At 41.1% G+C, this 25,851-nt stretch carries 31 protein-coding genes, 2 tRNA genes and 1 pseudogene; 18 read left to right on the forward strand and 16 right to left on the reverse strand.

The annotated features are described in order from the left end of the window. Positions 1 to 54 precede the first annotated feature (54 nt). Together AB1K89_RS03385 and AB1K89_RS03390 are read right to left on the reverse strand one after the other, a co-directional pair. Entirely contained in the window at positions 55 to 1,545 is a 1,491-nt protein-coding gene (locus AB1K89_RS03385; RefSeq protein ID WP_413053358.1) for a UDP-N-acetylmuramoyl-L-alanyl-D-glutamate--2,6-diaminopimelate ligase, read from the reverse strand. Between the two features lie 13 nt (positions 1,546 to 1,558). Then, a complete protein-coding gene (locus AB1K89_RS03390; RefSeq protein ID WP_413053359.1) occupies positions 1,559 to 2,608 on the reverse strand; it encodes a M42 family metallopeptidase in 1,050 nt (349 codons plus the stop codon). Positions 2,609 to 2,706: 98 nt separating this feature from the next. Here AB1K89_RS03390 and AB1K89_RS03395 point away from each other — a divergent pair, with 98 nt between their 5' ends. Then, positions 2,707 to 4,317 carry a two-component system sensor histidine kinase NtrB gene (locus tag AB1K89_RS03395; RefSeq protein WP_413053360.1) on the forward strand — a complete coding sequence of 537 codons (1,611 nt, stop codon included), beginning with the start codon at positions 2,707 to 2,709 and terminating at the stop codon, positions 4,315 to 4,317. A gap of 75 nt (positions 4,318 to 4,392) precedes the next feature. Here AB1K89_RS03395 and AB1K89_RS03400 read toward each other — a convergent pair whose 3' ends face one another. Then, entirely contained in the window at positions 4,393 to 5,778 is a 1,386-nt protein-coding gene (locus tag AB1K89_RS03400; protein ID WP_413053361.1) for an aldehyde dehydrogenase, read from the reverse strand. Between the two features lie 316 nt (positions 5,779 to 6,094). Between AB1K89_RS03400 and AB1K89_RS03405 the strand changes: the two genes are divergently transcribed. Then, a complete protein-coding gene (locus tag AB1K89_RS03405) occupies positions 6,095 to 6,253 on the forward strand; it encodes a hypothetical protein (RefSeq protein WP_413053362.1) in 159 nt (52 codons plus the stop codon). A gap of 66 nt (positions 6,254 to 6,319) precedes the next feature. Here the strand turns inward: AB1K89_RS03405 and AB1K89_RS03410 are convergent, their stop codons facing one another. Next, a complete protein-coding gene (locus AB1K89_RS03410) occupies positions 6,320 to 7,174 on the reverse strand; it encodes a DNA-3-methyladenine glycosylase family protein (protein ID WP_413053363.1) in 855 nt (284 codons plus the stop codon). A 119-nt stretch (positions 7,175 to 7,293) separates the two neighbouring features. Between AB1K89_RS03410 and AB1K89_RS03415 the strand changes: the two genes are divergently transcribed. From AB1K89_RS03415 to AB1K89_RS03430, 4 genes are all read left to right on the forward strand, one after another. After that, a tRNA-Val gene (locus AB1K89_RS03415) sits at positions 7,294 to 7,366 on the forward strand. A gap of 149 nt (positions 7,367 to 7,515) precedes the next feature. Continuing rightward, entirely contained in the window at positions 7,516 to 7,908 is a 393-nt protein-coding gene (locus AB1K89_RS03420; protein ID WP_413053364.1) for a hypothetical protein, read from the forward strand. Next, complete coding sequence (locus AB1K89_RS03425; protein WP_413053365.1) at positions 7,905 to 8,501, forward strand: tyrosine-type recombinase/integrase; 597 nt, start codon at positions 7,905 to 7,907, stop codon at positions 8,499 to 8,501. Before AB1K89_RS03420 ends, AB1K89_RS03425 begins: the two co-directional genes overlap by 4 nt. Before the next feature lie 18 nt (positions 8,502 to 8,519). Beyond that, a complete protein-coding gene (locus tag AB1K89_RS03430) occupies positions 8,520 to 9,212 on the forward strand; it encodes a helix-turn-helix domain-containing protein (RefSeq protein WP_413053366.1) in 693 nt (230 codons plus the stop codon). 39 nt (positions 9,213 to 9,251) lie between these two features. On the opposite strand, the gene AB1K89_RS03435 is transcribed toward AB1K89_RS03430, so the two are convergent. The 3 genes and pseudogenes from AB1K89_RS03435 to AB1K89_RS03445 all read right to left on the reverse strand — a co-directional run. Next, positions 9,252 to 9,524 (reverse strand): hypothetical protein, encoded by a 273-nt coding sequence (locus AB1K89_RS03435; protein ID WP_413053367.1) that lies wholly within the window; start codon positions 9,522 to 9,524, stop codon positions 9,252 to 9,254. Positions 9,525 to 9,623: 99 nt separating this feature from the next. Next, positions 9,624 to 10,490 (reverse strand): AbiJ-NTD4 domain-containing protein, encoded by an 867-nt coding sequence (locus AB1K89_RS03440; protein WP_413053368.1) that lies wholly within the window; start codon positions 10,488 to 10,490, stop codon positions 9,624 to 9,626. Positions 10,491 to 10,807: 317 nt separating this feature from the next. Further along, positions 10,808 to 11,080 (reverse strand): annotated as a pseudogene (locus tag AB1K89_RS03445) (helix-turn-helix domain-containing protein); the annotation flags it as partial. Positions 11,081 to 11,083: 3 nt separating this feature from the next. Here AB1K89_RS03445 and AB1K89_RS03450 point away from each other — a divergent pair. The 9 genes from AB1K89_RS03450 to AB1K89_RS03490 all read left to right on the forward strand — a co-directional run bounded on the left by AB1K89_RS03450 (position 11,084) and on the right by AB1K89_RS03490 (position 16,246). Further along, positions 11,084 to 11,242 carry a hypothetical protein gene (locus AB1K89_RS03450; protein WP_413053453.1) on the forward strand — a complete coding sequence of 53 codons (159 nt, stop codon included), beginning with the start codon at positions 11,084 to 11,086 and terminating at the stop codon, positions 11,240 to 11,242. Beyond that, positions 11,235 to 11,576 (forward strand): hypothetical protein, encoded by a 342-nt coding sequence (locus tag AB1K89_RS03455; RefSeq protein WP_413053369.1) that lies wholly within the window; start codon positions 11,235 to 11,237, stop codon positions 11,574 to 11,576. Before AB1K89_RS03450 ends, AB1K89_RS03455 begins: the two co-directional genes overlap by 8 nt. 1 nt (position 11,577) lies before the next feature. Next, the gene (locus AB1K89_RS03460; RefSeq protein WP_413053370.1) at positions 11,578 to 11,988 is read left to right on the forward strand and encodes a phBC6A51 family helix-turn-helix protein; all 411 of its coding nucleotides are present in this window, start codon (positions 11,578 to 11,580) and stop codon (positions 11,986 to 11,988) included. Between the two features lie 314 nt (positions 11,989 to 12,302). Further along, the gene (locus AB1K89_RS03465) at positions 12,303 to 12,656 is read left to right on the forward strand and encodes a hypothetical protein (protein ID WP_413053371.1); all 354 of its coding nucleotides are present in this window, start codon (positions 12,303 to 12,305) and stop codon (positions 12,654 to 12,656) included. 81 nt (positions 12,657 to 12,737) lie between these two features. After that, positions 12,738 to 13,271, forward strand: a complete 534-nt coding sequence (locus AB1K89_RS03470; protein WP_413053372.1) for a hypothetical protein — start codon at positions 12,738 to 12,740, stop codon at positions 13,269 to 13,271. A 498-nt stretch (positions 13,272 to 13,769) separates the two neighbouring features. After that, positions 13,770 to 15,224, forward strand: a complete 1,455-nt coding sequence (locus AB1K89_RS03475) for a hypothetical protein (protein ID WP_413053373.1) — start codon at positions 13,770 to 13,772, stop codon at positions 15,222 to 15,224. A 25-nt stretch (positions 15,225 to 15,249) separates the two neighbouring features. Continuing rightward, positions 15,250 to 15,516 carry a hypothetical protein gene (locus tag AB1K89_RS03480; protein ID WP_413053374.1) on the forward strand — a complete coding sequence of 89 codons (267 nt, stop codon included), beginning with the start codon at positions 15,250 to 15,252 and terminating at the stop codon, positions 15,514 to 15,516. Between the two features lie 304 nt (positions 15,517 to 15,820). After that, a tRNA-Val gene (locus AB1K89_RS03485) sits at positions 15,821 to 15,893 on the forward strand. 242 nt (positions 15,894 to 16,135) lie between these two features. Further along, positions 16,136 to 16,246, forward strand: coding sequence for a YjcZ family sporulation protein (locus AB1K89_RS03490; protein WP_413053375.1), 111 nt, complete (start codon positions 16,136 to 16,138; stop codon positions 16,244 to 16,246). A gap of 300 nt (positions 16,247 to 16,546) precedes the next feature. Here the strand turns inward: AB1K89_RS03490 and AB1K89_RS03495 are convergent, their stop codons facing one another. Further along, positions 16,547 to 17,356: a cupin domain-containing protein gene (locus tag AB1K89_RS03495; RefSeq protein ID WP_413053450.1), complete on the reverse strand. Its 810-nt coding sequence runs from the start codon at positions 17,354 to 17,356 to the stop codon at positions 16,547 to 16,549. A gap of 173 nt (positions 17,357 to 17,529) precedes the next feature. Here AB1K89_RS03495 and AB1K89_RS03500 point away from each other — a divergent pair, with 173 nt between their 5' ends. Beyond that, the gene (locus AB1K89_RS03500; protein WP_252503784.1) at positions 17,530 to 17,763 is read left to right on the forward strand and encodes a hypothetical protein; all 234 of its coding nucleotides are present in this window, start codon (positions 17,530 to 17,532) and stop codon (positions 17,761 to 17,763) included. Between the two features lie 42 nt (positions 17,764 to 17,805). Here the strand turns inward: AB1K89_RS03500 and qoxD are convergent, their stop codons facing one another. The 4 genes from qoxD to qoxA form a co-directional block, all read right to left on the reverse strand. Next, positions 17,806 to 18,087 (reverse strand): cytochrome aa3 quinol oxidase subunit IV, encoded by a 282-nt coding sequence (qoxD, locus tag AB1K89_RS03505; protein WP_252503785.1) that lies wholly within the window; start codon positions 18,085 to 18,087, stop codon positions 17,806 to 17,808. Between the two features lies 1 nt (position 18,088). Next, entirely contained in the window at positions 18,089 to 18,685 is a 597-nt protein-coding gene (gene qoxC / locus AB1K89_RS03510) for a cytochrome aa3 quinol oxidase subunit III (RefSeq protein WP_413053376.1), read from the reverse strand. Further along, positions 18,672 to 20,630 (reverse strand): cytochrome aa3 quinol oxidase subunit I, encoded by a 1,959-nt coding sequence (gene qoxB / locus AB1K89_RS03515; RefSeq protein WP_413053377.1) that lies wholly within the window; start codon positions 20,628 to 20,630, stop codon positions 18,672 to 18,674. The genes qoxC and qoxB overlap by 14 nt, the downstream gene beginning before the upstream one ends. A gap of 72 nt (positions 20,631 to 20,702) precedes the next feature. Further along, positions 20,703 to 21,614, reverse strand: a complete 912-nt coding sequence (qoxA, locus tag AB1K89_RS03520; RefSeq protein ID WP_413053378.1) for a cytochrome aa3 quinol oxidase subunit II — start codon at positions 21,612 to 21,614, stop codon at positions 20,703 to 20,705. A gap of 697 nt (positions 21,615 to 22,311) precedes the next feature. Between qoxA and AB1K89_RS03525 the strand changes: the two genes are divergently transcribed. After that, positions 22,312 to 22,602: a phospholipase gene (locus AB1K89_RS03525; RefSeq protein ID WP_413053379.1), complete on the forward strand. Its 291-nt coding sequence runs from the start codon at positions 22,312 to 22,314 to the stop codon at positions 22,600 to 22,602. A gap of 35 nt (positions 22,603 to 22,637) precedes the next feature. Here AB1K89_RS03525 and arsC read toward each other — a convergent pair whose 3' ends face one another. The 4 genes from arsC to AB1K89_RS03545 all read right to left on the reverse strand — a co-directional run bounded on the left by arsC (position 22,638) and on the right by AB1K89_RS03545 (position 25,302). Further along, a complete protein-coding gene (gene arsC, locus AB1K89_RS03530; protein WP_413053380.1) occupies positions 22,638 to 23,057 on the reverse strand; it encodes an arsenate reductase (thioredoxin) in 420 nt (139 codons plus the stop codon). Positions 23,058 to 23,080: 23 nt separating this feature from the next. Beyond that, positions 23,081 to 24,376 (reverse strand): arsenic transporter, encoded by a 1,296-nt coding sequence (locus AB1K89_RS03535; protein ID WP_413053381.1) that lies wholly within the window; start codon positions 24,374 to 24,376, stop codon positions 23,081 to 23,083. A 14-nt stretch (positions 24,377 to 24,390) separates the two neighbouring features. Then, positions 24,391 to 24,738, reverse strand: a complete 348-nt coding sequence (locus tag AB1K89_RS03540) for an ArsR/SmtB family transcription factor (RefSeq protein WP_413053382.1) — start codon at positions 24,736 to 24,738, stop codon at positions 24,391 to 24,393. A gap of 90 nt (positions 24,739 to 24,828) precedes the next feature. Next, complete coding sequence (locus tag AB1K89_RS03545) at positions 24,829 to 25,302, reverse strand: GyrI-like domain-containing protein (RefSeq protein ID WP_413053383.1); 474 nt, start codon at positions 25,300 to 25,302, stop codon at positions 24,829 to 24,831. Between the two features lie 95 nt (positions 25,303 to 25,397). Here AB1K89_RS03545 and AB1K89_RS03550 point away from each other — a divergent pair, with 95 nt between their 5' ends. Continuing rightward, positions 25,398 to 25,850 (forward strand): GNAT family N-acetyltransferase, encoded by a 453-nt coding sequence (locus AB1K89_RS03550; RefSeq protein WP_413053384.1) that lies wholly within the window; start codon positions 25,398 to 25,400, stop codon positions 25,848 to 25,850. Position 25,851 lies beyond the last annotated feature (1 nt).

Consider the following 25,851-nt stretch of genomic DNA (forward strand, 5'->3'; position numbering starts at 1 on the left):
TACAGAACTGCCCAAAACAGAAAAGAGCCGCCCAAATGACAGCTCTTTATCCTCTTATTTCTCTATAAAACCTCTTCCAAATTTCTTTTCAGCTTCGTTCAAAGCAATGGAGGCGTCGGAATGGGGTAGCTTTTCCCTGCCGACGATTTGAAAGTCCTCATGACCTTTTCCGGCAAAGATGATTATATCTCCTTCACCCGCGACTGAAACGGCATGTCGGACGGCTTCCTCTCGATCTCCGATGCACGCGTACTTGTCGTGTTGCATCCCTGCTTCGAGCTCAGACAAAATCGTCTCGTACGCCTCATCTCTCGGATCATCCGTCGTCAATACGACATAATCGGCGATTGACGCTTTTTCTGCCATGATCGGACGTTTAATGCGATCCCTGTTGCCGCCTGTCCCGATGACGAAAATCAATTTACTCTCCGCATGTTTATAAGGAAGCACCGCTTGAATCGCCTTTTCAATTGCATCAGGCGAATGGGCGTAATCGATGTAGATTGTTAATGGCAAATCCGTTTCGACCTTCTCCATCCGTCCTTTAGCGGAAGGAATGACCGCAAGCCCCTCGAGGATCACGTCCATCTCAATCCCTTTCGCATACAAGGCTGCGATGACCGCTAGAGCATTGTATACATTGAACTCACCGATTAGCTCCATCGTGACGTCGAAGCCTCCTGCAGGTGAATCCAAGCGGAATGAAGTGCTGTCCACCGTCAGCTTAATATCCGTTGCACGGAAATCCGCATGATTATGGACACCATATGTCAACACCGGGAAGGAAGTCATTTCTTCCATCCGCTCTCCCCACGGGTCGTCTACATTGACTATACCGAATTTCGACTGTTCTAAGTCTTGTCCGAGCTGTGCAAATAAAAGGCCTTTTGCATGCCCGTAATGTTCCATCGTTCCATGATAGTCCAAATGGTCATGCGATAAGTTCGTGAAGATTGCAATATCAAATTCAGTACCCGCCAATCTTCCTTCCACAAGTCCGTGTGAAGAGACTTCCATCGTCATCGTAGAGCATCCGGCATCGGCCGCTTGCTTAATCATTTGTTGTGTCGTCAGCACGTCCGCGGTCGTATTTTCGGTTTCAAATAAGACGCCGTCTAAATTGAATCCAATCGTTCCTGTCACTGCAGACTTCTCGCCCGCGTGGCGTAAAACGGAATGGAGCATATTGCTGATGCTCGTTTTCCCGTTCGTTCCCGTAACACCGATCATCGTCATACGTTTAGAAGGATAGTTCATAAAACGGGGCGCAAGCAAAGAGATCGCCTTTGATGTGTCTTCCACATAGACGACCGCCACCTTGTCCAAATCGACTTCAACAGGACGGGAAGCCAAGATCACTCTTGCCCCGTTTTCAACCGCTTTCGAAACGAATGCATGTCCATCTACGGTGAACCCTTTTATACAGACAAAAACGCCTCCCGCATTGACAGAGCGCGAATCGACTGCGAGGTCCGTAACTGTTTCAGGCAGAGTTCCTTCCACCTTCTTTACTGGTAAAATTGAAAATAAATAACCGGTTTCCATAACTAGATCTCCTTTAGTTCATCATCTCGGATGTTACATATGCATGCAATAATTGTGCTGTCGCCTTCAAGGAATCGACGTGCGTCCTCTCCAATGCATGGGACGATTCGATGCCAGGGCCAAATAGCGCATGCCGGACATCGAAGCCCGCACGGATTGCAGCGGATGCATCAGATCCATAATAAGGGTAAATATCAAGCTTGAATGGAATGCTCCCTTTTTCACAAAGAGCCGTCAAATGCCTCGTCAGTTCATAATGGTAAGGACCGCTTGAATCCTTCGCACAGATGGATACGGTGTACTCATCGGAAGCTTGTCCATCACCGATCGCTCCCATATCGACAGCAATATATTCAACAGTTTCTAACGGTATATTCGAGTTCCCGCCATAGCCGATCTCTTCATTGTTCGAAATGTAAAAATGGGTCGTGTTCGGAAGTTCCGTTCCATTTTCCTTTAATGAACGGATCAATTCCAATAGAAGGGCAGTACTTGCTTTATCGTCAAGATGCCTTGATTTGACAAAACCGGCCGGCGTCACTTCAAATCTCGGATCAAATGAAACGAAATCCCCCACTTCAATGCCAAGCGCTCTCGTTTCAGCTGCATTCGTCACTTTTTCATCGATACGGACTTCGATATTATCCGCATTTCTCTCTGCGCTTCCCGAATTACGGTATACGTGCACCGTCGTTTGGTGCATCAAAATCGTCCCGCGGACTTCCTTGCCGGCAGCAGTATGTATATGACAATACTCACCTTCCACCGCGTTCCAGTTAAATCCGCCAATCATCGTCAATTTCAGTCTTCCATTGCTTTTGATTTCTTTCACCATCGCCCCAAGCGTATCCGTATGAGCGGTCAACAGACGGTGACGTGAATCATCCTTCCCTTTCAAGGTCGCGATCACCGCGCCTTTATTCGTCCGTTTGAACGGAACCCCGATGTCTCCAAGTTCATCAATGATGACTTGCATAACTTTTTCTGTAAAACCGGATGGACTTGGCGTTTCCACTAACTTTTTCAGCAATCCAATCGTGCTAGTTTCATTAAACTGATGCATCTTCCATTTCCCTCGTTTCTTTTTCTGAAATTTCTGTTTCCAAATTAAATCAAATGAGTTATGATACTTATATTACTACTACTTTCCGAGGTGCATCAATGGAAAACGGTCAATGTATTCAATCGAAAAATAAATACCTCATCATTTCTTTCAGTATTATCGTCTTCGTTCAATTGATTGCTTCACCTTTTTTTGCACAACCGTCATATATATTGCCAATTGCAGCCGGTGCACTCTTCAACCTCAGCCTCTTTGGACTTCTGCATTACGGCAAGCTTGATCAAAAAATAATTAGTTGGCTTATCGTCTTCGGAAGCAATTTTTATATTCTTTCCTTGCTATTCATAAATGCTGATTTTCCCTATCTTTTCTTTTTGCTTTTTCCAATTATCCTGTCTCATCTATATAGCGATAAATACTTGCACGTAACAATGCTAGTATTCACGACAATCGAATTGACCGTATTATTCAAAGTATTAGGTCCATACTTCAACCCAGTCACAGATGCAAAAATGGTTATCCATTATAGCTTTCTATTCGTCATCATTATGTCGCTCCTATTCTTTTTCTCGGTGAAAATCGGCCCACAAATGAAAAAGCTGCTCGTTGAAAAGGAAGTAATGAGCAAGACGCTCTCCTCGAAGGAGGGTTATTTGGATTTGTTCTTCGAGCATGCTCAAGATGCGATTGCAGTGTTCAGTCTTGACGAAAAGCTGCTTGCTGTCAACCCTGCATTTGAAGAGATGTACGGATGGAAAAAAGAAGAGTGTGTCGGCAAATCCATTCAACTTACACCGCCATCGGAATTCGAAAGAATCGCAGATCGGCAAAAATATCTTTTACAAGGAAGAAGCTTTAAAAATATCCGGTCAAAAGAGCTTCGTAAAAACGGGACTGTATTTGAAGCAGAAACGACCGTTGCACCAATCTATGATAAAAACAATGAAATCGTAGCACTATCCCTTATCACCCGTGATATAACGGAAAGACTTCAAGCAGAGCGCATGAAAATCGAAGCGATAAAACTGAATGCCATCGGTGAGATTGCTGCGACTGTCGCCCATGAAGTACGGAATCCAATGACTTCGGTAAATGGATTCGTACAACTGATGAATGAAGACCCGGAAAACCCTTATCGCGCTTACACAGAAATAATGGAAAGTGAAATCGAGAGGATCAATTTAATCGCGAATGAATTCTTAATTTTATCGAAACCGAATATTAAAAAACGAAAAGAGATAGATGTAGAAAACACGATCATTGGAGTAATTGAACTATTCCACTCGGAGCTGAAGATGCGACAAATCAATTGCTCACTGTTTTTAGCGGAGTATCCGTCAACTGTTTTCGGGAATGAAGAAAGCTTGAAACAAGTATTCATCAACCTAATGAAAAACTCGATGGAGGCAGTACAGGACGGCGGTAGCATAACGTTTTTCAATTCGATCATTAATAATTCAATTTCCATTACGTTGAGCGACAACGGCCAAAGTATGGAGCCAGAGATATTTAGTCAAATATTCATGCCGTTCTTTACGACGAAAGAAGGAGCTACAGGGCTGGGGCTCGTCATTACAAAAAAAATCGTGCTGGATCATGGAGGGAATATCGAGTTTAACAGACTTAGGAAGAACGGCACTGAATTGACCGTTACTTTCCCGATTTATTCGCTTCATAGAAGTAACGGTCTTGCTAAAATTGCGGACTGACGGCCAATTTATTAACCATACTAAACGTGCGAAGAAAATTTTCCTACATCACTTCGCACGTTACTTTATTTGGGTTCAACGCAACAGTGGTTTTACAATTGAAAGTTTATTGCCGTATGGCGGATATCCGAGTCTGATTGGTACTGTTGTACTTTTCTTCAAAATTGATTTCGAATGGGTGAACAGATCAAAGCTAGCTTTTCCATGATAGGCATTCATGCCAGATGCTCCAACTCCGCCGAATGGCAGATGGATGTTCCCCACATGGGAAATTGTATCGTTGATGCATCCTCCACCAAATGATAGATGTTCCAAGAAATATTCCTGTGCCTCTTGGTTTTCCGAGAAAATATAGGCTGCCAACGGTTTTGGCATTTGGCGAATTCGATGGATTATTTCGCCCAAATTCTTATACGTCAATATAGGAAGAATCGGACCAAATATTTCCTCCTGCATTGCAGGACCGTCCCATGAAACTCCATCCAATAACGTTGGACTTATGTATAGATCATCACGGTCCAATTTTCCGCCAAAGATGATATGGCTCTTTTCCTTTGTGATCATCTCGGTTAGTCGATCAAAATGCTTTTCATTTACGATTCTGCCGTAATCTTCACTTTCGGCACTATCTTCTCCATAGAAACCGTGGATGCAACTGATGATTTCCTTAAGAAGTTTCTTCTTCACAGTCTCATGGACGAGGATATAGTCAGGAGCGACGCAAGTTTGGCCATTATTTACGAATTTACCCCACACAATCCGTTCCGCTGCCCTTTTAATAACCGCCGTCTGATCGACGATGACAGGACTCTTTCCACCTAGTTCCAACGTGACCGGTGTCAGCCGCTCTGCCGCTGCCTTCATGACAATCTTCCCGACTGTTGCGCTTCCAGTGAAGAAAATGTAATCGAAAGGTGCATGGATAAGCGCAGAAGTTTCTTCGACCCCGCCTTCGACAACTTGTACATAATCTTGCGGATAAATTTCCGTTATTATATCTTTTATGACTTTCGCAGTATGTACAGTAGCTTCAGACGGTTTAACTACAGCGCAATTCCCTGCTGCAAGAGCGCCAACTAATGGGTCCATAATTAATTGAAATGGATAGTTGAAAGGCCCGACGATCAATACCGAACCATATGGCTCCCTCAAGATGAAACTTTTTGCTGGCTGTAGATGTGCAGGTGTTTTTACACGTTCAGGCACCATCCATTCCTTTAAGTGTTTCATCATGAAAGAAATGCTTGATAATACGAAGCCTACTTCCGTCACGTACGATTCAAATGAACTTTTTCCTAAATCCTTTTGTAACGCCTCAAATATTTCTTCTTCTCTAAATTCGATTGCTTTCTTTAATTGTTCCAACATATCCAACCGGAATTCAACATTTTTCGTTGCCCCGGAATAATAAAAGTTGTGCTGAAAAGCGATTATCGAGTCAATTTCTCGAGCAATTCCCACAGCAATCATCCTCCTTCAACAATTCAAATTGTCAATATAGCAAAAGAACTGAATTCATTTCTACAAATTCCGACCAATTACGCAGTTTGGGGAAATGGGTCCCAACATATACTATGATTACATAATTCATTATTTTGGTCCCGATATTTGATTACTTTAGCTTGTGCAATTAATGAAAAATGGCATGTTAAACGAGACAGCAAGCAATAGGTCTAATGGTTCCTTTTCGGAAGTAAGCGTTTTAGTCCTTCTCTTTCGAGGGTAAAGACATATCACATAGCCAAAACCAACAAGGAATGAAATGGAGGAAATGAACATGACAACGACAGATACTTGGTGGGAAACAATTTTTGAAGGAAATCTTTCATTAGGTCTCAACAAGGAGCGAATTACAGACCTAGATAATGAAACTTTCCTCTACTTTGACCAACAACATGAAATGGAACAAAATTCTAGCCAGACGCATACACATTAATTGACCAGGCTTCCCTTTTAACGGGAAGCTTTTTTATGTTCAGCGACGGATGGCTTATACTTTTTGTTATTCTATGCTTCTCCATAAATATAGCGCAGCATAACTTAAGAACGGCGACCATGACGGAAAGTGAGCCATCATTTCTTCAGCAGTCGGTTTACGGTCGAGGTTCCATAAATGTTTTAAAGCGTTTTGAAGACCGATATCCGCTAATGGAAATAAATTCGGCCGCCCTAACCCGAACATAAGGAAGTTTTGAGCAGTCCACGGACCAACTCCACGATGCTTGACCATTTCTTTCGTCACTTCATCATCGTCCATCTGCGAAAACTTCGACAAATCCAACTCCCCGTCCACGATCGAACGCGACAGTCCAATGACATATTCCGCTTTCCGGCCGCTGAATTGAAGCTTTCGCAAATCCTCCACATCGAGAGCGGCAATCGTTTCAGGATCTGGATATCTCCAAACTCCCTCCTGCCGGGTGCCGAACGATTCTACGAAGCGCAGCGTCAGTACATGGGAGAACGCTAGGTTCATCTGTTGATGGATAATATTTTTCATTAACGTACCATAGAGTGAGAAACTTCGGATGAGAGGCGTTCCGGCATGATCCTTGAAAAGCTGTTCAAGATCGGTACCTACGAAATGGTTTGCAATCGTATCCAACGGTCGGTCAAAATGAAAAATGGAGCGGATCTTATCAACCTGTTTAGCACCAATTGCGTCTCTCAGTATGAAGGTTGGAGATTCCGTCGAGCCCACGCTACATAGACTGACAATATTCCCTTCTTCCATCGGAATGCGAATTTCACGTTTCTTCAATTCGACGGCATTCACGGGATCACTCGCCAATCTTTTCAGCGCTCTATCAAAGTCATACGTAAACGGAAGCGAAAATTGAGTATCGATTATAATCACCTCTTTTCTTCATATTCTACCTTTTTTTCGTTGCTTTAAAAAACTTTTAGAAAAAGTGTTGACTTCTATCGCAAACAAGCTATAATAATAAATGTGCAGTAAGCAAGCACGACATTCCCGATTCCGTAGCTCAGCTGGGAGAGCGCTACCTTGACAGGGTAGAGGTCGCTGGTTCGAGCCCAGTCGGAATCATACACGACGGCAAAACGTTGATATAACAGCGTTTGAGCCGTTTTTTGTATTCGTTATGACTTGATACAGATAAGCGCTCCTAAACGAAACAGATAACAGCACGTCTTTTCATTACGATAACAATTCGTATTGAAAGGGCGTGTTTTTTTATGGGCGAAAATCATTCAGCTAAACGAAAAGGTAAACGGGTCAAGAATGATAGATTCGGCGTCTCTTCGTCTTCCAACAATGATTTAGACGTTCTATTTCAATTCTTCTATAATGCGAAACTTGCGGAAGGTCGAGCGAAACGAACGCTTGAAAAGTATCGAATTATTCACGGCAACTTTTGCAAGTATTTGGACGCTCACGGAATCGGTCGTGATATTCGACTTATTGACGTTGACTTGATTCGTGATTACATTTCGTGGTTGCTCGAAGATTACGTTCAATTCGAAGACCATAAATTCAAACCCGATTATGCGAAGAAAATAAGATTGAAGCGAATCCATTCGAAGAAGTCAACAACGTCAAATATACAGAAACCGAAATTGTCGTATTGACCGCCGAAGAATTGAAATCGCTACTTGAAGCACCGGACAAACGGACATATACCGGATTCCGTGACTTCGTTGTTATGACGCTACTTATCGATACGATGGCACGAATCAATGAAATATTGTCGTTGAAGATTTTGAATGTCGATTTCTCGAATGAAATGGTGACAATTCCCGCATCAATCGCAAAGAATCGAAAGTCCCGCATAATACCGATACAGAAGCACACGGCGAAATTGTTGCGGGAACTTATCAAGGAAATCGATGACTTCGATTCGGAATATATCTTCCTTGCGAATTACGGTGAACCATTGACACCCAACAACTTTAGAAATCAATTGCGGCGACATTATATCAAGACGGCAGGAATCAAGAAAAGAGTACATCCGCATTTATTTCGACATACGGCGGCGACTATGTTTCTTGAAGCGGGCGGCGATATTCGTCACCTTCAATTATTGCTTGGTCATTCTGATTTGCGGATGGTCATGCGTTACACTCACCTATCGAATCAAGCGTTAAAAGAGCAACACGCCCGTTATTCGGCTTTGAATCAAGTCACGGGGAAATTAAATCAGAAGCGAAAAACAAAACGATAACAAAAGGGGAAAACGTCAATGACTACATATACGGCCATCAATCTAAAAGAATTGCAGAAGCACGAAACATTTAAAAGCGTTGCGGAAATGGAAAAAAATATTTACGACTATATTGAACATATACGCCATGACGTGCCGAAATCGGTCATTGACGTTTTGCTATGTTTAGGCAAGGCGTCTTTGCGTTGCGTTGGCATATCGTTCATGAAACAAGCGACGATTGCGGCGGATACGGGCTATTCACGGAAGACAATCAACAAAGCATTGAAGACACTTGAAAGGTTGGGCGTCGTTGATTCTGTGCGGACAAAAACGCAGGCGGGTCGCCCTTCCGTTAAAGTCATGCGTATCCTTCCCTTTTCGATCGAAAGGTTACAACAGGCGGTTACATCATCCGAAGCGGACAAAGCCAACAGCGACAACGGTTTGACGCTAATTGAAGAGTTTGAACCATTTGTACAAGAATCAGTAAAACTAGAAAGTAATATTATAAGGGATTCTAAATCTATCATTGAAAAAGTACCGAAGTTATCGACAGATATCGACCTTGACGGCACTCTAAAGAACATTGTTCGCTATCTTACGTTGAAGGTCGGTGACAAAGTGAAACAGGGTCTTCAAATCGAATCATTCGGGGCGTATTGTGAAAAAGTATTCTCGAATGAAATCCGTCGCTTTGCCGTTATGCATAAGATTGCCGAATCCGTGTGAGGTCGATTTGTAGCGGAAACAAAAGAAAACGCCAATCCATTACGAATTGACGATTCTTTGTCGGTATTCTATTAACGATTGAATGATTTCTTCGTTTGTAAGGTCTTTCGCTGCCAATTCGTCAAGATATCGCCTTGAATCGCTTGCAACGTTTAGAACTTCATCTTTCTTGAAGTCTAATTTCGACAATATCATAAATGCGTTGTATTGGTGGACACGTTCAAACGGCGTTCCTTCTTCGTAATTGATCGATTTGAGGTCAACTGCTTCCCCTTCGGAAATAATGCGTTTATGTGCTTGGATTGCGTTCAAAGAAGTTTATCTTTCGAGTATGTCTTCAAACCATTCATTCCCCTCCACGTTTTCTTTTATTATAACATCACGCAAAGATTCCCGAAGGTATTGAAAAACTTATGAAATTGTTATCCCCGCTTTTGTAGCTTTTACCGCTAAATAGTTGCAAAAAGTAGAGCATGAGACCAACATGAATTTTGCATCCTCGAAGGTAACCGTTGGTTGATCCTTTAAAGCATGACGAATTCCTTCGGAATCGTTAGTATAACCGTAAATCTTCTTCAAACCTTCTTTTAAATCGGGGTGAAATTCAATTATTCCGGTATTTTCGATTTGATTTAATGCCGCTCCTAAGGTTGTAGTTGGATTATTTGTTATAGCTTTTGCGATACATTCTACCGCACTTATTGATTCCTTCATTGAATTTCTATAATCGGGAGACTGTCTGTCTGCCATCAATGTCAAAGCTTTAGAAATATGTGTTTTTACAAGTTCACTTGTTGATGAATTTATAAGAGCGTCCTCTATTTCTTGTATCTCTTCATGTGAAGTTATTTGGACAATTTCCCCACCAACAAAACGATATGCAGAAACCTCTCTTTCAAAAATACTATTACAGTAATCCATAAACTCAAAATTCACTCTTGCCGTTTGTTCAAAAGTATTAGGAATAAATTCTACCAGGTCATAAATTTCATACCATTCAGTATATTCATCAAAGATATAATCCCGTAGCATATCAATTGGTTTACGAGATTCGAGGTTAATCTCATCAAGTGGTTCTTTAAAATAATCTTTCACTAATTTTTTTGTTAATTCTTTTAGTGTTTCATAATTCACTTCAAAATGATATGGATCAAAATAATGGGAGTAATAGAATTCTAGGATTCCATTCCATATTCCATTTAACAAATCCTTATCAATTGAATCAACCTGAATTACACTTTTTACTTCCCTAAATCCCATCCGTTCAGAAAATCTCATTATGTCCCCTTCTTTCTCATACAAATAATAACAATTATATTATATCAATAGTGGGTATTGTTTCCAACGATTAATAGTGATTATGGATAAAAAGAACACCTACTTGTTAGTTCTATTGGGTTACGTTTTGGACGTTAACGGCTTTCGGCATGGCTTCGAATAGGTAACGTGCAAACCTCGCTCCGTGCGTCTGATCATGTCCGAAAGAATCCGACAATAAAACTCGAACAAACCGCATAACGTCGGTAGTTCGTCAAGCATTTCACCTTTACACCATCGGACATGCGACAAAAGAAAAAGCCGTCCCATTGGAACGACTACTTGAACGCTATTTCCTTCGCCTTCGCTTCCCTTCTCGCCCGTGTCAATGTCGAAGGACTTATTCCCGTAGTTTCCGACACTTCTTTATACGACAATCCTTCGTCAATCATCTTCAAAGCGTGTTCAATCTGTTTCTTCGTGTACTTCTTCGGGCGACCTTCTCGAAAGTCGGGGCGTTGCTTTGCGATTGCCTTCCCTTCTTGCGTCCGTTCAACGATTAGATTCCTTTCCATTTCCGCAACGGCTAAGATTCGCAGGAACGTCAAAAAGCAATGCACGACCAAATGAACGAGCAGGACAAAACGGACGAAAAGCAGGAACGAGAAGAATCGGTCAATGATTCCGACCAACTGGCAGCGGTGCAAAAACAGCTTGCGAAACTTCAAGAACAGCTTGCGAAACTTGGCGTAGGAGAATCCGACGATGAGTAATAAGAGAATAAACCTACGAGACGAAACCGACGAACTTCTTTCGAGAATGTCGGTTCGTCTTTATGGATTCGATACGACGAAATTGAACTGGCGTGAACAACAAGCGGCAGAAGAAGCGGCACACCGACGATGGGAACTCGAAGAAGAACTTCGTCGCCGAAATCCGCAACCCGAACCAATACTTTCGGAAGCCGAACATCTTGAAAAGCTACGGGTAGAATTGTTGACCGCAAAACTTCAGAAGGTTTCTTCCAAACCGTTGAGAGACACAACCGATGAAGAATTAAAAGAACAGCTTAAAATATTACGTTCTATTGTCGAAGGGGGTGTATGATTTGGACATTTACGCAGGATTGAACGAAAACGAAATTCGAGCAGTAAAAGAATTGGCAAACAAAGCCGGACGGACTTACGAAGAAGTTGCGAAAGCCGTCGGCATTTCCGAACGTCAATTGTATCGAATTAGGCAAAAGCCGCAGGTCAAAGCGGCGGTTCGAGAATTAGTGATTCAAGACGTTGAAGACGACCTTCCAGACATTATGCGTTCATTACGAAGCAAGGCAAAACGTGGGGATTTCCGCAGCCAAGAATTGGTCGTCAAAATGACGGGGCTTCTTGTTGAACGTTCCGAAGTGAAGCAAACGATCGAAGATAATCGATTCAAAGGAATGTCCGAAGAAGATATCGACAAAGAGCTTGCGAACATTGAACAACAATTGAAAGTTATTGAAGGTGGGGCGAATTGACGCTTCGCCTTTCCTGATGTTACGGAACAAATATCTACCTGTTTTAGTCGGGAATAAGTACTTTGATTCTTTTAAAAAATCGCAAGTATAGAGATGTTTATACATTAATGACGATTTAAAAAAGAGGTTTATGTAGTATTGCTAAAACAGTACCGAATAGACATAATGGAGGTGTAATTCATTCAACAAAACAGCACATTGTGGAAGTAGATTTAAATTATTGATTACCAAAATATATTCTGTGCTATAAATGTACCAAAATTTCATAAACAAGCAGGTAGATAAGTGTCTAAGAATGGAAGGTGGTTATTAAAATGAAAAAAGAAGAGTTGATCTCTAAAATAGATTTAGCGGTTGTTACAACTATCTTTATTGGTATTAGTTATGCTTTGACCTATTTATTCTATGCTGGAAAATTCTATTTTTATGGTATACCTATTGACTTCTTAGAAGTCGATGCAATAGATGTGTTTTCTACAATGCTTACACTAAGTCCATTGATTATTTACTTATTTTGGGGTGTGAAAGCCGAGCTGAAAAATAGAGATGGAGTTCCAAAAAATGCTTCAAGTATTACTATCAGGTTAAAAAATGTAAAAAAAATGATGGGAAAGATAAAAGCGGATATCGAAATCAATAATATTGAGGCCGATGAATTAGGAAAGTAAATAGCTGAGTTACAAACAAAGTTAAAGGATGATTTAGCTAAAGCAGAATCTGAAGAGACAAGAAGAGAACTGACAAAATATATGGCTATTACAAAAGAAAACGAGGAAAGACTAAAAAACAGAAAGAATCAGTATAAAGAATTCGAAAAAGAATTATTTGATGCCGAAAGATTAATTAATAGAGTGAGAAGGACAAGAATAACAAATATTACTTTACTTGGTACTACATTAAGTTTAATACTTACCGGAATTCTCTTCTTATTTAATGCTCAGTACTATTTTTTTGCATCCAGTATTACAATCCATTTAATATTTTACGTTGGAATTTATTGGTTGAATAGAAAAGAAAAATACGGATTGTTATCTATTTTCATTGTCCTAATTTTAATAACCTATTCAGTAGGCTTGGGTATTAATACTGCATATTCAACTGATAAATATATTACATTTGAAAAAGATAAGAATACTTATGTTGTATTGACTATCTATAAAGATCAATTTTTGTATGTACCTATAAATAAAAAAACAAATAAAATAAAGAAAACCTTTAACATTATTGATATAAAAGATGTTGAAAGCTTTAGTAGGGAATCAATTGGAAGAGTTAAAATGTAATAACTATCACTACATAAGAAATTTCTAAGCTATCGTTCATTTAGGTTCAAAAAACCATGTCTAAAACGCTCTGTTTTTTGAGCGTTTTTCTTCTTCCTTTTACATTTCATGTCCCCTCCTTCTCTCCCGTCAATGCGAAATAATAATCATGAAAAGCAGAGGAATCAAAATGACGTATGACAAATTATTATACGTTCCATCAAGCTATTCTACGGGTACGAGAAAATTCAAAGGTATGCGGACGAGTTTACTGTCTCCAACACTTCAGACGTACAATCAACGGTAAAAATCAATGTTGAAGAATCAATCAACGGTTTATTTGGGCACCGTTTGTTCAATCAATCGAGATAGTTATTGCAAAGTCGATTTTTCTTTACTAACACTTTGAATGAATTTACGGCAGGGATCAATCCCGTCTTTATTGTGTTTTTAATTAAATTGAACAGAACTCTAATATTTGTTAGAGTATTTGTAACGTTATGAAAGGAGAATTGTAGATTGAAAAAACTAAGCGTTTCAATCGGTTCTATTATTATCGGCGGAATGTTTATGGCAGGTTGCAGTGAAGAAGAACCCGTTGCACTTGCGGCAGATGAAGTCATTAACGAAGTCACGGAGGACTTTACGCCACAAACCGGACCATTTTCAAAATATCAGACTGTCACGGAATATATAAAGGGAATTGCGGATAGATGGGTAAATGAAACTATAAAAAGCGAAAATGATGTAATAACGAAGTCGGAGATGGAAGTTGTCAATGACGCATTAGTTTACGCTGATTGGTTTCAAGATGAAATAGCTGAAATGGGGTTAAAGGAAGACTTCGACAAATTGAATTCGGTAGGTAGTTCGATAGTAAATCTTCGAGAAAATGAACCACTTGGGGAACTTCGGGATAAATTTAAGAATCAGATAGGAGAAATCCTTTCACAAATCGAGGGAACGGGCGTTGTGAAGAAGTCCCCGAATTCTCAAATAAAGCATTGGGCTTCGGCTTCGATCGAAATACTTTCCGAACCAATCGAAGCGAATGACGCCGAAGGAATCGCAATGAAGGCACGAAAAGTCTTGGAAGGCTTCCCGAATCATTTGTTGTCCGATGACTACGAAACCGAAGAAGAAAAGATTCATTCGGGAATGTTCCTTCTTGTAAGCGAAATTCTTCACCTTCAATCCTTCGCCGAAAATGACGAAGACGTTGCCGAAGTGCGGGCGAAGTTCAAAGAACTGAAAAAGTATATGGAAGAAGTTGCGGCGGAAGCCGTAGGGAAATCGGAAGCCATGACGAAAGATGAATCACGCCTTGCAAAATTGAAGGAACAAACGGTTGAACATGGTGAATATTCGTCGTTGGAAAACTTCGTGTATGATATTTCGGATGGATTGCAAGAACCATCGATAAAGCGAAGTAAAATCGCAAATCCCGAATATCACCTTGCGTATGTTACCATTCCTTACGTGAATTACTTCGAAGATGAAATCACGGCGTTGGGATTGAACGCAGACTTTGACGAACTTCAATTGTTGGCGGACGATGTTCTTAAAAAAGAATTTGAAGAAGACTTCGATAAACAACACGTGGGAGCGTTCAAGGATAAATTGTCCGACGTTATTAGGAAGATTCACGAAGAATCAAGATTCGATGATATGCCGTCATGGGTTGCGGCTTCGATCGAAATACTTTCCGAACCATTAGGCAAGTTCGATGAAAATACAAAGATAGCCGCATGGAGAGCACGACAAGTCGCATACAGTTTCCCGAATCATAAGCTATCCGAATTTGGCGGCTTGGATTCCGAAGAAGGTAAGATTCATGCGAAAACGCATCTTCTTATGAACGAAATACAATTCAATCATTTCGTCGCCGATAGTGCCAAACACTATGAAACCGTATGGGCGAAGTACGATGAACTGAAACAGTATATGGAAGAAGTTGCGGAAGAATATCAATAATAGAAAGTGAAGGCGGAAGGATTGATTGAAATTGTGGAGATATCTTTTCAATAACGCACCTATGTTTGTTTTCTTGACGGCAATTTCGATCGTTATTGGAGTACTGTTCAATTGGGCATTACTTGTCGATATATCTACAAACGAAAACGCATCGGAACATTGGACGATTATCTTTTTCGACCTAACCTATTTTACAACGGAAGTTGGAAAGATTGCGTTGACCTTCGCAACCATATTGAACTTAACATACTACGGAACCAAAAGTATATTTCGTCCATTAAAAATCGAATAGTATCGATTCGAAGCGTCTATCCTCGCCGGTCGATGTGCTTTAACGATATTAATTGACCCCCTACCGCCCTTCTATCGAAATATAATAGAAATCGAAGAACGATCGAAACATTATCGGCGGGGTGAACGGGTGCAATTCGCCCTATCCCCCGTCAAAATATATCGCAGATAACAGCTTTTTGTTGTTGCAGATAACAGCGCCTATATGCTATAATCGTTATATCGTAATGAATTGACGTTTGACTTGCCGATGACTTTTCGTTGACATGACGGGCTTCGCAAGACTTTCGCTCGTATCAACGAAAGATTCCGTAGCTCAGCTGGGAGAGCGCTACCTTGACAGGGTAGAGGTCGCTGGTTCGAGCCCAGTCGGAATCATTGGGTGCCAAACCCTCGGAAGTATTGTCGGAACAACGATACTTCTCCGAAACAGTCCTATTAGGCCGGATGCCTAGGGGCTGTTTTTTTGTGTTCAAAATTGCACTAACACTTTAGTAGATATGACAGACTCCTGAAGACTAACTAATTGTCACACTTTTCTTTTACGCCTGATGTATGTCCAATCCTCCACAAAACTTCCACATATAATGTATTACTATTCATGAGGGAGGTGTTACATTATGGGTTCAGGTACAGGTGGTTATGGATATGGCAGCAACTTCGTATTAATCGTCGTTCTGTTCATTCTCTTAATTATCGTAGGCGCTTCCTTCTTCCATGGAGGATATTAAGTTGAGATTCACAGTAGCAAAAAACACTCAAAAATTTGAATAAGAGTATTCAGGACAAGTGTTCACTTCGTAATATCGTCTAAACTCCCCCTAAAACAGTATAGATATATTCTATCACCAAAATAATGACTCTTCCCTTCAAAAAGAAAACTTCTTCTCAATAAACAGACCTGGTAGACTTTGCCAGGGTCTGTTTTTAAGGGGGATTTCAAAGAAAAATGAGTAATCCCGCTGGAAAGCCTCTCGAATATGGCTTTCCGCAGGATTATTTTGTAAGCAAGGCATATTATGAAAACTCACCTACAAATTCTTGCTTTGTTGAAGAAGTTTAGATTCCCCAGTTCTTTCCCATTCCTCCACTGTCTCATATGCTTTTTCCGGTGTATATCCTTTTCCTACTAGAACCCCCATTAGAATAAACTCTTGAAGGATATGGGTAGCATTTATTCCCCTCTTAACATCCTCCAATCCTTTATTCACGAGAAACTCCGTGTATCGGACCCAATCATCGGGAGTTTTGCCTGAAACAACGGTCTTCCCATTATGACGACCGTTACCTCGCTCTTCATTCATTGCATCTGCTTTGGTAGGGTGAATAGTTCCAAATGGATGATTAGGCGGGGCATATATCGAATAAAGTTTTAATGGGACATCACCTGTATTTGTTAAGTTATGCCATGTGCCAGCGGGTACAAAGATGGCAGAATCATCATAGACATTTCTTCTAAAGTTTAAATCGCCCTTGCTCTTACCCATTTGGGTAATCCCTTGACCCTGTTCGATACGAAGAAATTGATCGACATCAGGATGTATTTCCAAACCGATATCTTCACCTACACCGAGACTCATTAAAGTAACTTGTAAATGTGTTCCCGTCCATAAAGCGGTTCGATACGTATCGTTTTGCTTAGTTGCTTCGTTAATATTTATGACAAAAGGATTAGGTCCATAATCTTTTAACATTCCTTTATCATTACCATTAATCACGCGGTTACCATGATTTATCCCGTAAGGATAGGTTAAGTAGTTTGAGTCTCTACCGTAGTTATACATTGACGCATTACAACAATTAGGGTTTTGATACAAATACCCGTAAGGATAATAATACATTTTCTCATCCCCTTCTCTGATCTCTATTATCATATGTTGCATGTTTAGAAACGTCCTTACGAATCCTGAACAACTAAAATTAGAATAAACAGCTATTTTTTTTAGAGTAAAACACCAAAAAAGTTTGACAACTTTGTGAACAAGGTCAATAATAGAGAAAAGGGGTGTTGGTAATGGAATCCAAATTTAAGATGTTGAATGCCGTTAAGGTTGTCGGTCTTACAGTGCTAGCAATCGGAATCTCCATTTTCTTGTACGGTTTCTTTGTAAGCGATTACAGCGCAATCACCGGCATCGGAATTGGAACTGTAATGGGAGCTATTTTCATCTTCCTAATGGGGGTCTTCTTTGTCGCAACGGAAGAAATGCTTGAAAAGACGGATAAAGGGATGCGAAGCATTCAATAAAAAAAGAAAGGAGCGCCCATAAAGGCGCTCCTTTCCATTTTATTACATATCCCAAACCAAGATTAACAACGTTCCGAAGATGGTGACGAGCGCGATAGCGATTCCGTAATAAATATTTGCGTAAATCGCCACTTTGTCTTCCGACTCACCAGCATGCATAAATCCGACAAGCTGTACTGCCGCTTGTATGAATGCAGTGGCCAAAAGTATCGTCATCCCTACAGCGAACGACAGATCCAAGAAGTAGACCGTCAGTGCTGCAGCAGTCAGAACTAACGAAAAGACAAATCCCATTACTTGTTTACGCGGGAATAATTCGCTCATTTTACATCATTCCTTTCAAGTAGATGAAGCTGAAGATGAAGATCCAGACAACATCTAAGAAATGCCAGTAAAGCGAGAAGATGAATGATTTATTGGCCGTTTCAGGCGTCAAACCACGTTTTTTCACTTGCATGATGATGAACAATCCCCAGAAGAGACCGAGTGTCACGTGGGCACCGTGCGTCCCTAATGTCGTCAAGAGAATGCCTGTGAATGCACTCACTTGTAGACCAGCACCAACATGGACGTAATGAGTGAACTCATAAATTTCGACACCCAAGAATGACAGACCGAGCAGCAATGTGATCGCAAAGAATGTGATCATCGCATTTTTTCTACCGAGCCGCATTGCGTGAACGCCAAGACCGATTGTAAAGCTACTAGTTAACAGCAAAATCGTTTCAATGAGCACCGGCGTGAGTTCGAAAATCTCCGCACCAGCCGGTCCGTTTCCGATCCGATTCTCCAATGTGAAATAGGTCGCAAAAAGCGTTGCAAACAGCATCACTTCGGCCCCTAGGAAGATCCAGAAACCAAGTATGTTCAATTTATTCTGTTCTGTACCATATTCGAGCGGAAGCGAGTTATCTATTTTCATATGCTAACACCTCGCTATCTTTTTCTGTTGCTTCAATTTCTTTGACGGAAATGTAATGACCGTCGTCTTTTTCAAATGAACGGTGAGCCATGCATGCAAAGATTGCAATCGTCGTAATGATCGCTGGAATCCACATGCTGAATACGAACGAGAAGCCCCAAACAAAGAAGATGCAACTCATAATAAACGGCACTCCACTGTTATTCGGCATATGAATCTTTTCAATATCCCCTTTGAATAAAGGTTGGCCATTTTTCTTATGATCCCAGAATGCTTCGATAGAATCGACATGCGGTGTTCTCGCAAAGTTATACGATTGAACAGGAGTCTGTGTCGCCCATTCAAGCGTACGAGCATTCCACGGATCGGAACTGATATCTCTTGAAGAATGCCGCGTGCTGTAATAAACGTTATAGACGATTAAAGCGAAGCCAATCGCCAAACCAACAGCTCCCACGAAGGAAAGCATGTTCAATGGACCATACCCAGATGCTTCAGAGTACGTGTACATCCGGCGCGCTTGCCCATCCAACCCAGTGAAGAACATCGGGAAGAATGTGACGTTAAAGCCAATTGTGATAAACCAGAATGCCCATTTTCCGATTCGTTCATTGAGCATGAAGCCGAACATTTTCGGCCACCAGTACGTAAGACCGGCCAGCATCGCGAATACGACACCTGGAATGATCGTGTAATGGAAATGCGCGACCAAGAACATCGTATTATGGTATTGATAATCAGCACTCGCCATACCGAGCATCACTCCTGTCACCCCGCCGATTGTGAAGATCGGGATGAACCCTACTGAATACAACATCGGAACTGTAAATTCAATTTTCCCTTTTCGCATCGTCAACAGCCAGTTAAAGATCTTAATTCCAGTCGGAATCGCAATCGCCATTGTTGTGATGGAGAATATACTGTTCGTCAAAGGTCCTTGCCCCATCGTAAAGAAATGGTGAGTCCAAACTAAGAATGAGAAGAAGGAAATGATCACGATTGAAGCGACCATCGATGTATAACCGTAAAGGTTACGGCGTGAAAACGTGGAAATGATTTCACTATAAATACCGAATGCGGGCAAAATGAGGATATATACTTCCGGATGTCCCCAAACCCAGAACAGGTTCGCCCAAAGCATATCCATTCCGCCATTTGTCATCGAGAAGATATGGGTTCCAAATAGACGGTCCATCGTCCCTAGCAAGAGTGTAACTGTAAGGACCGGGAATGCGAAAACTACGATTGCATTCGTAATTAAAGCAGTCCACGTGAACATCGGCATTTTCATCAACTTCATACCTGGTGCTCTCATCTTAAAGATTGTCGTAATGAAGTTAATGCCCGAAATCAACGTACCAATTCCGGCAATTTGAATCGACATCAAATAATAATTCGTTCCGACAGATTGACTGAAGTCATTCCCTGCAAGCGGGAAATACGAAGTCCAACCAGCATCAGGAGAACCACCGATAACGAATGAAATATTAAATAACATTGCACCCATAAAGAACAACCAGAAACTGAGTGCATTCAAACGTGGAAACGCTACATCGCGAGCCCCGATTTGTAAAGGTACAACGAAGTTCATTAGCGCATAAATGAATGGCATCGCCATGAAGATAATCATGACAACCCCGTGGGTAGTGAAAACTTCGTTGTAATGTTGTGCATCCAGCAATTTGTTGTCAGGCACTGCAGTTTGCGCCCGCATCATAAGCGCATCTACGCCGCCTCGGAATAACATGAGCAACGCGGCGATGATATACATAATACCGATACGTTTATGGTCGACAGTTGTCAACCATTCACGCCATAAATAGCCCCATTTTTTAAAATATGTCAAGCCTATAAGAATCGCAATCACGGTAAGACCAATGGCTACCATAGACGCGTAAATTGCAGGACTAGGATGAGGTATGGCAAATCGATCAAAGTAATCCATACTTGTTGTACTCCTTTCGGAAATTTATTTCGTTACAGATAAAGATAGAAATGTGGATTCTAGTAAAATTCATTAATGGCCTGAATGATCCGTCTCTACATCGTCATGAGCGTCATCTGAATGATGTGCATGATCGTGAGATTGACTTGATCCATGATTGTGCCCTTCTGGCGGCGGCAAAAACTCCAAGTGAGTTCCGCTAAATGTCATTTGCCCAAGATGGCCCGGTTTCAGCAACTCAGTGAACTTCTCTTCTGTTAGAGGCTCGGCAGTCGCCTTCACTTCTTCGACCCATTTATCAAATTCGTCTGCTGGCATTGCCTCTACATGGAAAATGTTTTCAGCGAAGCCTTTCCCGCTGAAGTTCGCATTTCTTCCCATATATTCACCAGGCACATCAGCTGCCAAATGCAAAGTGGTAATCATATCGGACATCGCATATTTCTGTCCGCCCAGTTGTGGAATCCAGAAGCTTGTAATCGGACCGTATGAATAAAGTCTAAATTCCAATGCTCGATCCGTCGGGATATACAAATAGTTCACCGTTTCAATATTTTCTTCCGGATAACTGAAATGCCATTTCCAGTCAGAGGAAGAAGCGTAAACAACCAATGGTTTCTGATTTTCATATCCTTTCGGAGTCGCCTCCACTTCATAAGTGGACTTAACCGTGACAATAGATAGGAAAATGATAATGATAATTGGTATTCCGACGATAATCGATTCAACGATTGGATTTCCTTCGATATGCGGCGGTTCATAATCCGCATCTTGTTTCGAAGCTCGATATTTTACAACGACGTATACCAACAAAGCGAAGACAGCAATAACAACAATCGCCATCGTAGCAATTGAAATCCAAATAACATTGGATATTGTTTCAGCTTGAGGCCCTTTCGGATCTAACACCATTACCGGTTCACATCCCGCCAACAATGCAAGAATGCCGAGAGCTAGGCTTAAAAGCGTCAATTTCCTTTTCATGGAAGTACCCCTTTCTTGCGTTCTATAAGCTATAGAAACAGCATTTGAAATTATCGTATTTAGCAGTTCCTTGAACTAGAGGTTTATCTTAATATAATAAAACGCGAAAAACAATTAGTAAGTGCACAGTTCATAAAAACTTTATCTAAAAAAGAGGAATCCCGTCACAAACCGTTCAATAAACAGTTATATAACTGACACATTTTATTCGTCAGATAGTCAAATTTTATAAATAAGTAATGAAAATTAGTTATTTTTTAGATTAAGTCATTTGGTTATCAAACAATGAAGTTAATTTTTTCATAGTAATCTGTCTCCATCATTTCAGTTTCCCAAATCACTACTTACGAAAGGATTGGTTGCTCCTTTTCATTCTTTCAGTGAGAGCATGATGTAACAAAAAAAGGAAGAATTTATTCCAATTAAGGTTTATATTCTTCCTATGTTTATACAGTTTTTCATTGTTCACTTTGGAGAGTGGAAATTAAAATACATATTGGATAAATTCTCTAAAATAAATGCAAGAGTATAATTCTACATGATGGTAAAACGTAAAAAAAATCCCTTAACACTACGGAAATAGTGCTAAGGGATTTTTCATACTATAGGTTCCTGCTTATGTGTTATCGCACATAGCGGAATAAAATACAATAACGATCATTTATTGCGAAGACAACTAAAAAAGGAGGGTTATATTTTGCCACACAAAGAAAATAGAGGTTTTCGTTTCTGTCTATTCCCGGGATATAATTGGTGTGGTCCACGTTGCAATGGGCCAGGCGGGCCAGTTAACGAAGTCGATGCCGCATGTAAAGCGCACGATAAATGTTATCGCCTATACGGGGATCGTTGCCATTGCGATCAGGAATTACTTCGACGTCTTCACCCTTATTTATATGAAGACACGCAAATGGGACGCCATGCACGTATCCTCTACAATTATTTACGCGTTCAAGTGATGTTCACTTGTAATAATTTTAGAAGATAACGTTGGCGGCCGTTAACCAAGCATTTAATTTCTGCTCATCCCCCAGTATCTTTGAATTTTTCAATCCTCCAACCAATTTCGTCTCGCACCCGCTGGAAGAATGCCCATTTCTCCTCTTCCGCTCCCTTCGCTTTTGCCGGATCATCGAACCCCCAGTGAGTACGTTTTATATGAGGCGGCGTTACCGGGCAATTGTCAGCGGCATCTCCGCATAAAGTGACGATGAAGTCAGCATTGTTTAGTATGTGCATATCAATGAGATCTGACGTTTGACTTGAAATGTCGATTCCGACTTCACGCATCGCTTTAATGGCGTTCGGATTGACTCCGTGTGCTTCAATGCCGGCGCTCTTAACCTCCCATTCATCACCAAGGATCCTCTTTCCCCATCCTTCAGCCATTTGGCTTCGGCAAGAGTTGCCGGTACAGAGAAAGTAAATAATCTTTTTCTCCATAGTTAACACTTCCTTTACCATTATTAGATAATCAATAACCATACGTACAATCCGACTAGGGTGATGAAAAGTGTAGGGATCGTCAGAATGATTCCGACTTTAAAGTAAGTTCCCCAGCCGATTTTCACTCCTTTTTGCGAGAGGACATGCAACCAGAGCAATGTTGCGAGGGAACCAATTGGTGTAATTTTCGGGCCTAAATCCGATCCGATGACGTTCGCATAGATGAGTGCTTCCCGAATCGGTCCTGATGTATTCGTTTCCGCTATTGCGAGCGCATCAATCATAACAGTCGGCAAGTTGTTCATGATCGATGATAAAAATGCAGCAATGAAGCCCATTGATAACGTCGCGGCAAAGAGGCCTTGATCAGCCGCCAGTTGGATGATATCCGCTAGGACATTTGTCAGTCCCGCATTTTTCAACCCGTACACAACGACATACATTCCGATTGAGAAGAATACTATCGCCCAAGGCGCACCTTTCAACACTTGTTTCGTGTGAACAGCTGGGCTCCTTTTCGCCATGATTAAAAAGAAGATGGCTACAATTCCAGCGATGAACGATACCGGCAGTCCAATGAATTCGCTCGAGAAATACCCAACGAGCAATATGCCGAGGACTCCCCAAGAAAGCCGGAACATCTTGTGATCTTTGATAGCTTCTATCGGTTGTTTCAATTCGGACACGTCATAATTTCCAGGAATGCTCTTTCTAAAAAACAAATACAAAACAACAATACTAGCAACTAATGAGAACAAGTTCGGAACTATCATCCGTGAAGCATATTCCGCAAAACCGATGCCGAAAAAGTCGGCAGAAACAATATTGACCAAGTTACTCACGACTAATGGCAATGATGTCGTGTCTGCGATAAAACCACTTGCGATAATGAATGGAAATATCATTTTATCGCTAAACTTCAAATTCCGAACCATTGCCAACACAATCGGCGTCAGGATCAGCGCCGCGCCGTCATTCGCGAATAAAGCCGCCACGATCGCGCCGAGGAGACTGACATAAACGAACATGCGCAGCCCGCTCCCCTTCGCTAACCGGGCCATATGTAACGCAGACCATTCAAAAAATCCAATTTCATCTAATATTAAAGAGATGATTATAATTGCAATGAAAGCGAGTGTCGCATTCCAAACTATGCCTGTGACATCGAGCACATCTGTATAGTCAACGACACCCAGCAGCAACGCAATGATCGCCCCGGCACATGCCGACCAGCCAATTGAAAGGTTTCTAGGCTGCCAAATGACAAAAATGAGCGTAATGATAAAAATCAGTGACGCTGTTATGATCGAATACAAAATTAGGTTCCTCCTTATTCACAACAAATACGCAAACCTTGCGCAACCAACTCCGATATCGAATCATCCTGAGCCGGCAAGTGATTAAGGATGCTTGAAATTAATGGATAATCTTCATGATCTTGATTAATCGAATAAAAGATCCACTGTCCCCTTCGCTCCTCTTTCACTAATTCAATATCCCTTAACTTCCGTAGATGTTGACTAATTGCAGGCTGACTCATCTTAAAGATCGCGACAAATTCACAGACACAGCAATCATGCGACTCAAGCAATTTCATCATTGTCAGTCTCGTCCTATCCCCGAGAAGCTTTAATATTTGAGATGCTTTTTGCAGATCAATCGACTCATTTGTTTTCATTTATCATCACTCCCGTCAGTATCATATAATTATATACTTATATAGGCAAGTAAAAAAACCGGCTCATTTTAAAGATAGCCGGTTCTCCAATCATTGTATAGGTATTAAGATTTCAACTACTTCTTCCTCAGCTCCCTCTTCAAGATAGAAGATCTCGATAGGAAATGATTTGTCATACCACTTTTGTTTATATCCATTCTCACTCATCCACGCAAATAATTTTGAATACCCTTGATCGATCGTTTTATTGGAACAGCTGATTTTTGCATATTCCATCATCGGAATTCTAAATCCGACCATCCCTTCTGGAATTTCAGTAAGATTGTCAACTTCCACACATGCGAAATAAGTAGCGACGATATCGTTGCACATATACGGACTTATTAAGACATGCTTATTCTTGCAACCCTTTACTTCATCGATCCGTTTTTCAAACTCCATTTGCACCTTCATAGCAGCATCCAGGAACGATTGTGGAAAATCTGCTGTTATGCTTTGTCCAACCAATTCGAATTCCCTTTTAACAACTTCACATGCAAACGTGGCAACCGTTTTTACATCCATACCAATCTCCCCTTTGAATCTATTTCCTTATGTATTTCTCTATTTGTTTTTGAAACTCCTTCCTTTATAGTAAAAATATAAAGGGGGCATGACAAGTGAAAATTTATTCGATACACGATAGAGAAGAGCTGTTCGAAGAAGCGGTTCAAGCTTTTTGGAAGCAATGGGGTAATGAATCAAATTTAAGGTTTTACGAAGATTGCATGAAACATTCATCGGTTACAGGTGAAGGCGTCCCCTCCTTCTATATTGCAGTAGAAGGTAGTGAAATCATTGGCACGTATGCGATTTTGCGAAATGATCTCGTTAGCAGGCAAGATCTCTCTCCATGGCTTGCATGTCTGTATGTCAATCCTAATTATCGCGGACAAGAAATTGGGTCCCAGTTACTTGACCATGCAATTGCCGAGGCGGGATTGAAAGGATTTACTAAGATGTATTTGACGACGGACCATATTGGATATTATGAGAAGTACGGTTGGTCAAAGATTGCGGAGTGCTTTGACCTTTTCGGGAATCCGTCCTCGGTCTATGAAAAATTCACATGAA

The sequence above is a fragment of the Sporosarcina pasadenensis genome (assembly GCF_047228845.1).
In the GTDB taxonomy this organism is placed as follows: Bacteria; Bacillota; Bacilli; order Bacillales_A; family Planococcaceae; genus Sporosarcina.

What these genes read in the sequence shown, in the direction of transcription:
- AB1K89_RS03385 (WP_413053358.1), bottom strand. Translation starts at nt 1,545, where the DNA reads ATGGAAACCGGTTATTTATTTTCAATTTTACCAGTAAAGAAGGTGGAA.
- AB1K89_RS03390 (WP_413053359.1), bottom strand. Translation starts at nt 2,608, where the DNA reads ATGCATCAGTTTAATGAAACTAGCACGATTGGATTGCTGAAAAAGTTA.
- AB1K89_RS03395 (WP_413053360.1), top strand. Translation starts at nt 2,707, where the DNA reads ATGGAAAACGGTCAATGTATTCAATCGAAAAATAAATACCTCATCATT.
- AB1K89_RS03405 (WP_413053362.1), top strand. Translation starts at nt 6,095, where the DNA reads ATGACAACGACAGATACTTGGTGGGAAACAATTTTTGAAGGAAATCTT.
- AB1K89_RS03420 (WP_413053364.1), top strand. Translation starts at nt 7,516, where the DNA reads ATGGGCGAAAATCATTCAGCTAAACGAAAAGGTAAACGGGTCAAGAAT.
- AB1K89_RS03430 (WP_413053366.1), top strand. Translation starts at nt 8,520, where the DNA reads ATGACTACATATACGGCCATCAATCTAAAAGAATTGCAGAAGCACGAA.
- AB1K89_RS03440 (WP_413053368.1), bottom strand. Translation starts at nt 10,490, where the DNA reads ATGAGATTTTCTGAACGGATGGGATTTAGGGAAGTAAAAAGTGTAATT.
- AB1K89_RS03450 (WP_413053453.1), top strand. Translation starts at nt 11,084, where the DNA reads ATGCACGACCAAATGAACGAGCAGGACAAAACGGACGAAAAGCAGGAA.
- AB1K89_RS03455 (WP_413053369.1), top strand. Translation starts at nt 11,235, where the DNA reads ATGAGTAATAAGAGAATAAACCTACGAGACGAAACCGACGAACTTCTT.
- AB1K89_RS03465 (WP_413053371.1), top strand. Translation starts at nt 12,303, where the DNA reads ATGAAAAAAGAAGAGTTGATCTCTAAAATAGATTTAGCGGTTGTTACA.
- AB1K89_RS03470 (WP_413053372.1), top strand. Translation starts at nt 12,738, where the DNA reads ATGGCTATTACAAAAGAAAACGAGGAAAGACTAAAAAACAGAAAGAAT.
- AB1K89_RS03490 (WP_413053375.1), top strand. Translation starts at nt 16,136, where the DNA reads ATGGGTTCAGGTACAGGTGGTTATGGATATGGCAGCAACTTCGTATTA.
- AB1K89_RS03495 (WP_413053450.1), bottom strand. Translation starts at nt 17,356, where the DNA reads ATGTATTATTATCCTTACGGGTATTTGTATCAAAACCCTAATTGTTGT.
- AB1K89_RS03500 (WP_252503784.1), top strand. Translation starts at nt 17,530, where the DNA reads ATGGAATCCAAATTTAAGATGTTGAATGCCGTTAAGGTTGTCGGTCTT.
- qoxD (WP_252503785.1), bottom strand. Translation starts at nt 18,087, where the DNA reads ATGAGCGAATTATTCCCGCGTAAACAAGTAATGGGATTTGTCTTTTCG.
- qoxC (WP_413053376.1), bottom strand. Translation starts at nt 18,685, where the DNA reads ATGAAAATAGATAACTCGCTTCCGCTCGAATATGGTACAGAACAGAAT.
- qoxB (WP_413053377.1), bottom strand. Translation starts at nt 20,630, where the DNA reads ATGGATTACTTTGATCGATTTGCCATACCTCATCCTAGTCCTGCAATT.
- qoxA (WP_413053378.1), bottom strand. Translation starts at nt 21,614, where the DNA reads ATGAAAAGGAAATTGACGCTTTTAAGCCTAGCTCTCGGCATTCTTGCA.
- arsC (WP_413053380.1), bottom strand. Translation starts at nt 23,057, where the DNA reads ATGGAGAAAAAGATTATTTACTTTCTCTGTACCGGCAACTCTTGCCGA.
- AB1K89_RS03540 (WP_413053382.1), bottom strand. Translation starts at nt 24,738, where the DNA reads ATGAAAACAAATGAGTCGATTGATCTGCAAAAAGCATCTCAAATATTA.
- AB1K89_RS03545 (WP_413053383.1), bottom strand. Translation starts at nt 25,302, where the DNA reads ATGGATGTAAAAACGGTTGCCACGTTTGCATGTGAAGTTGTTAAAAGG.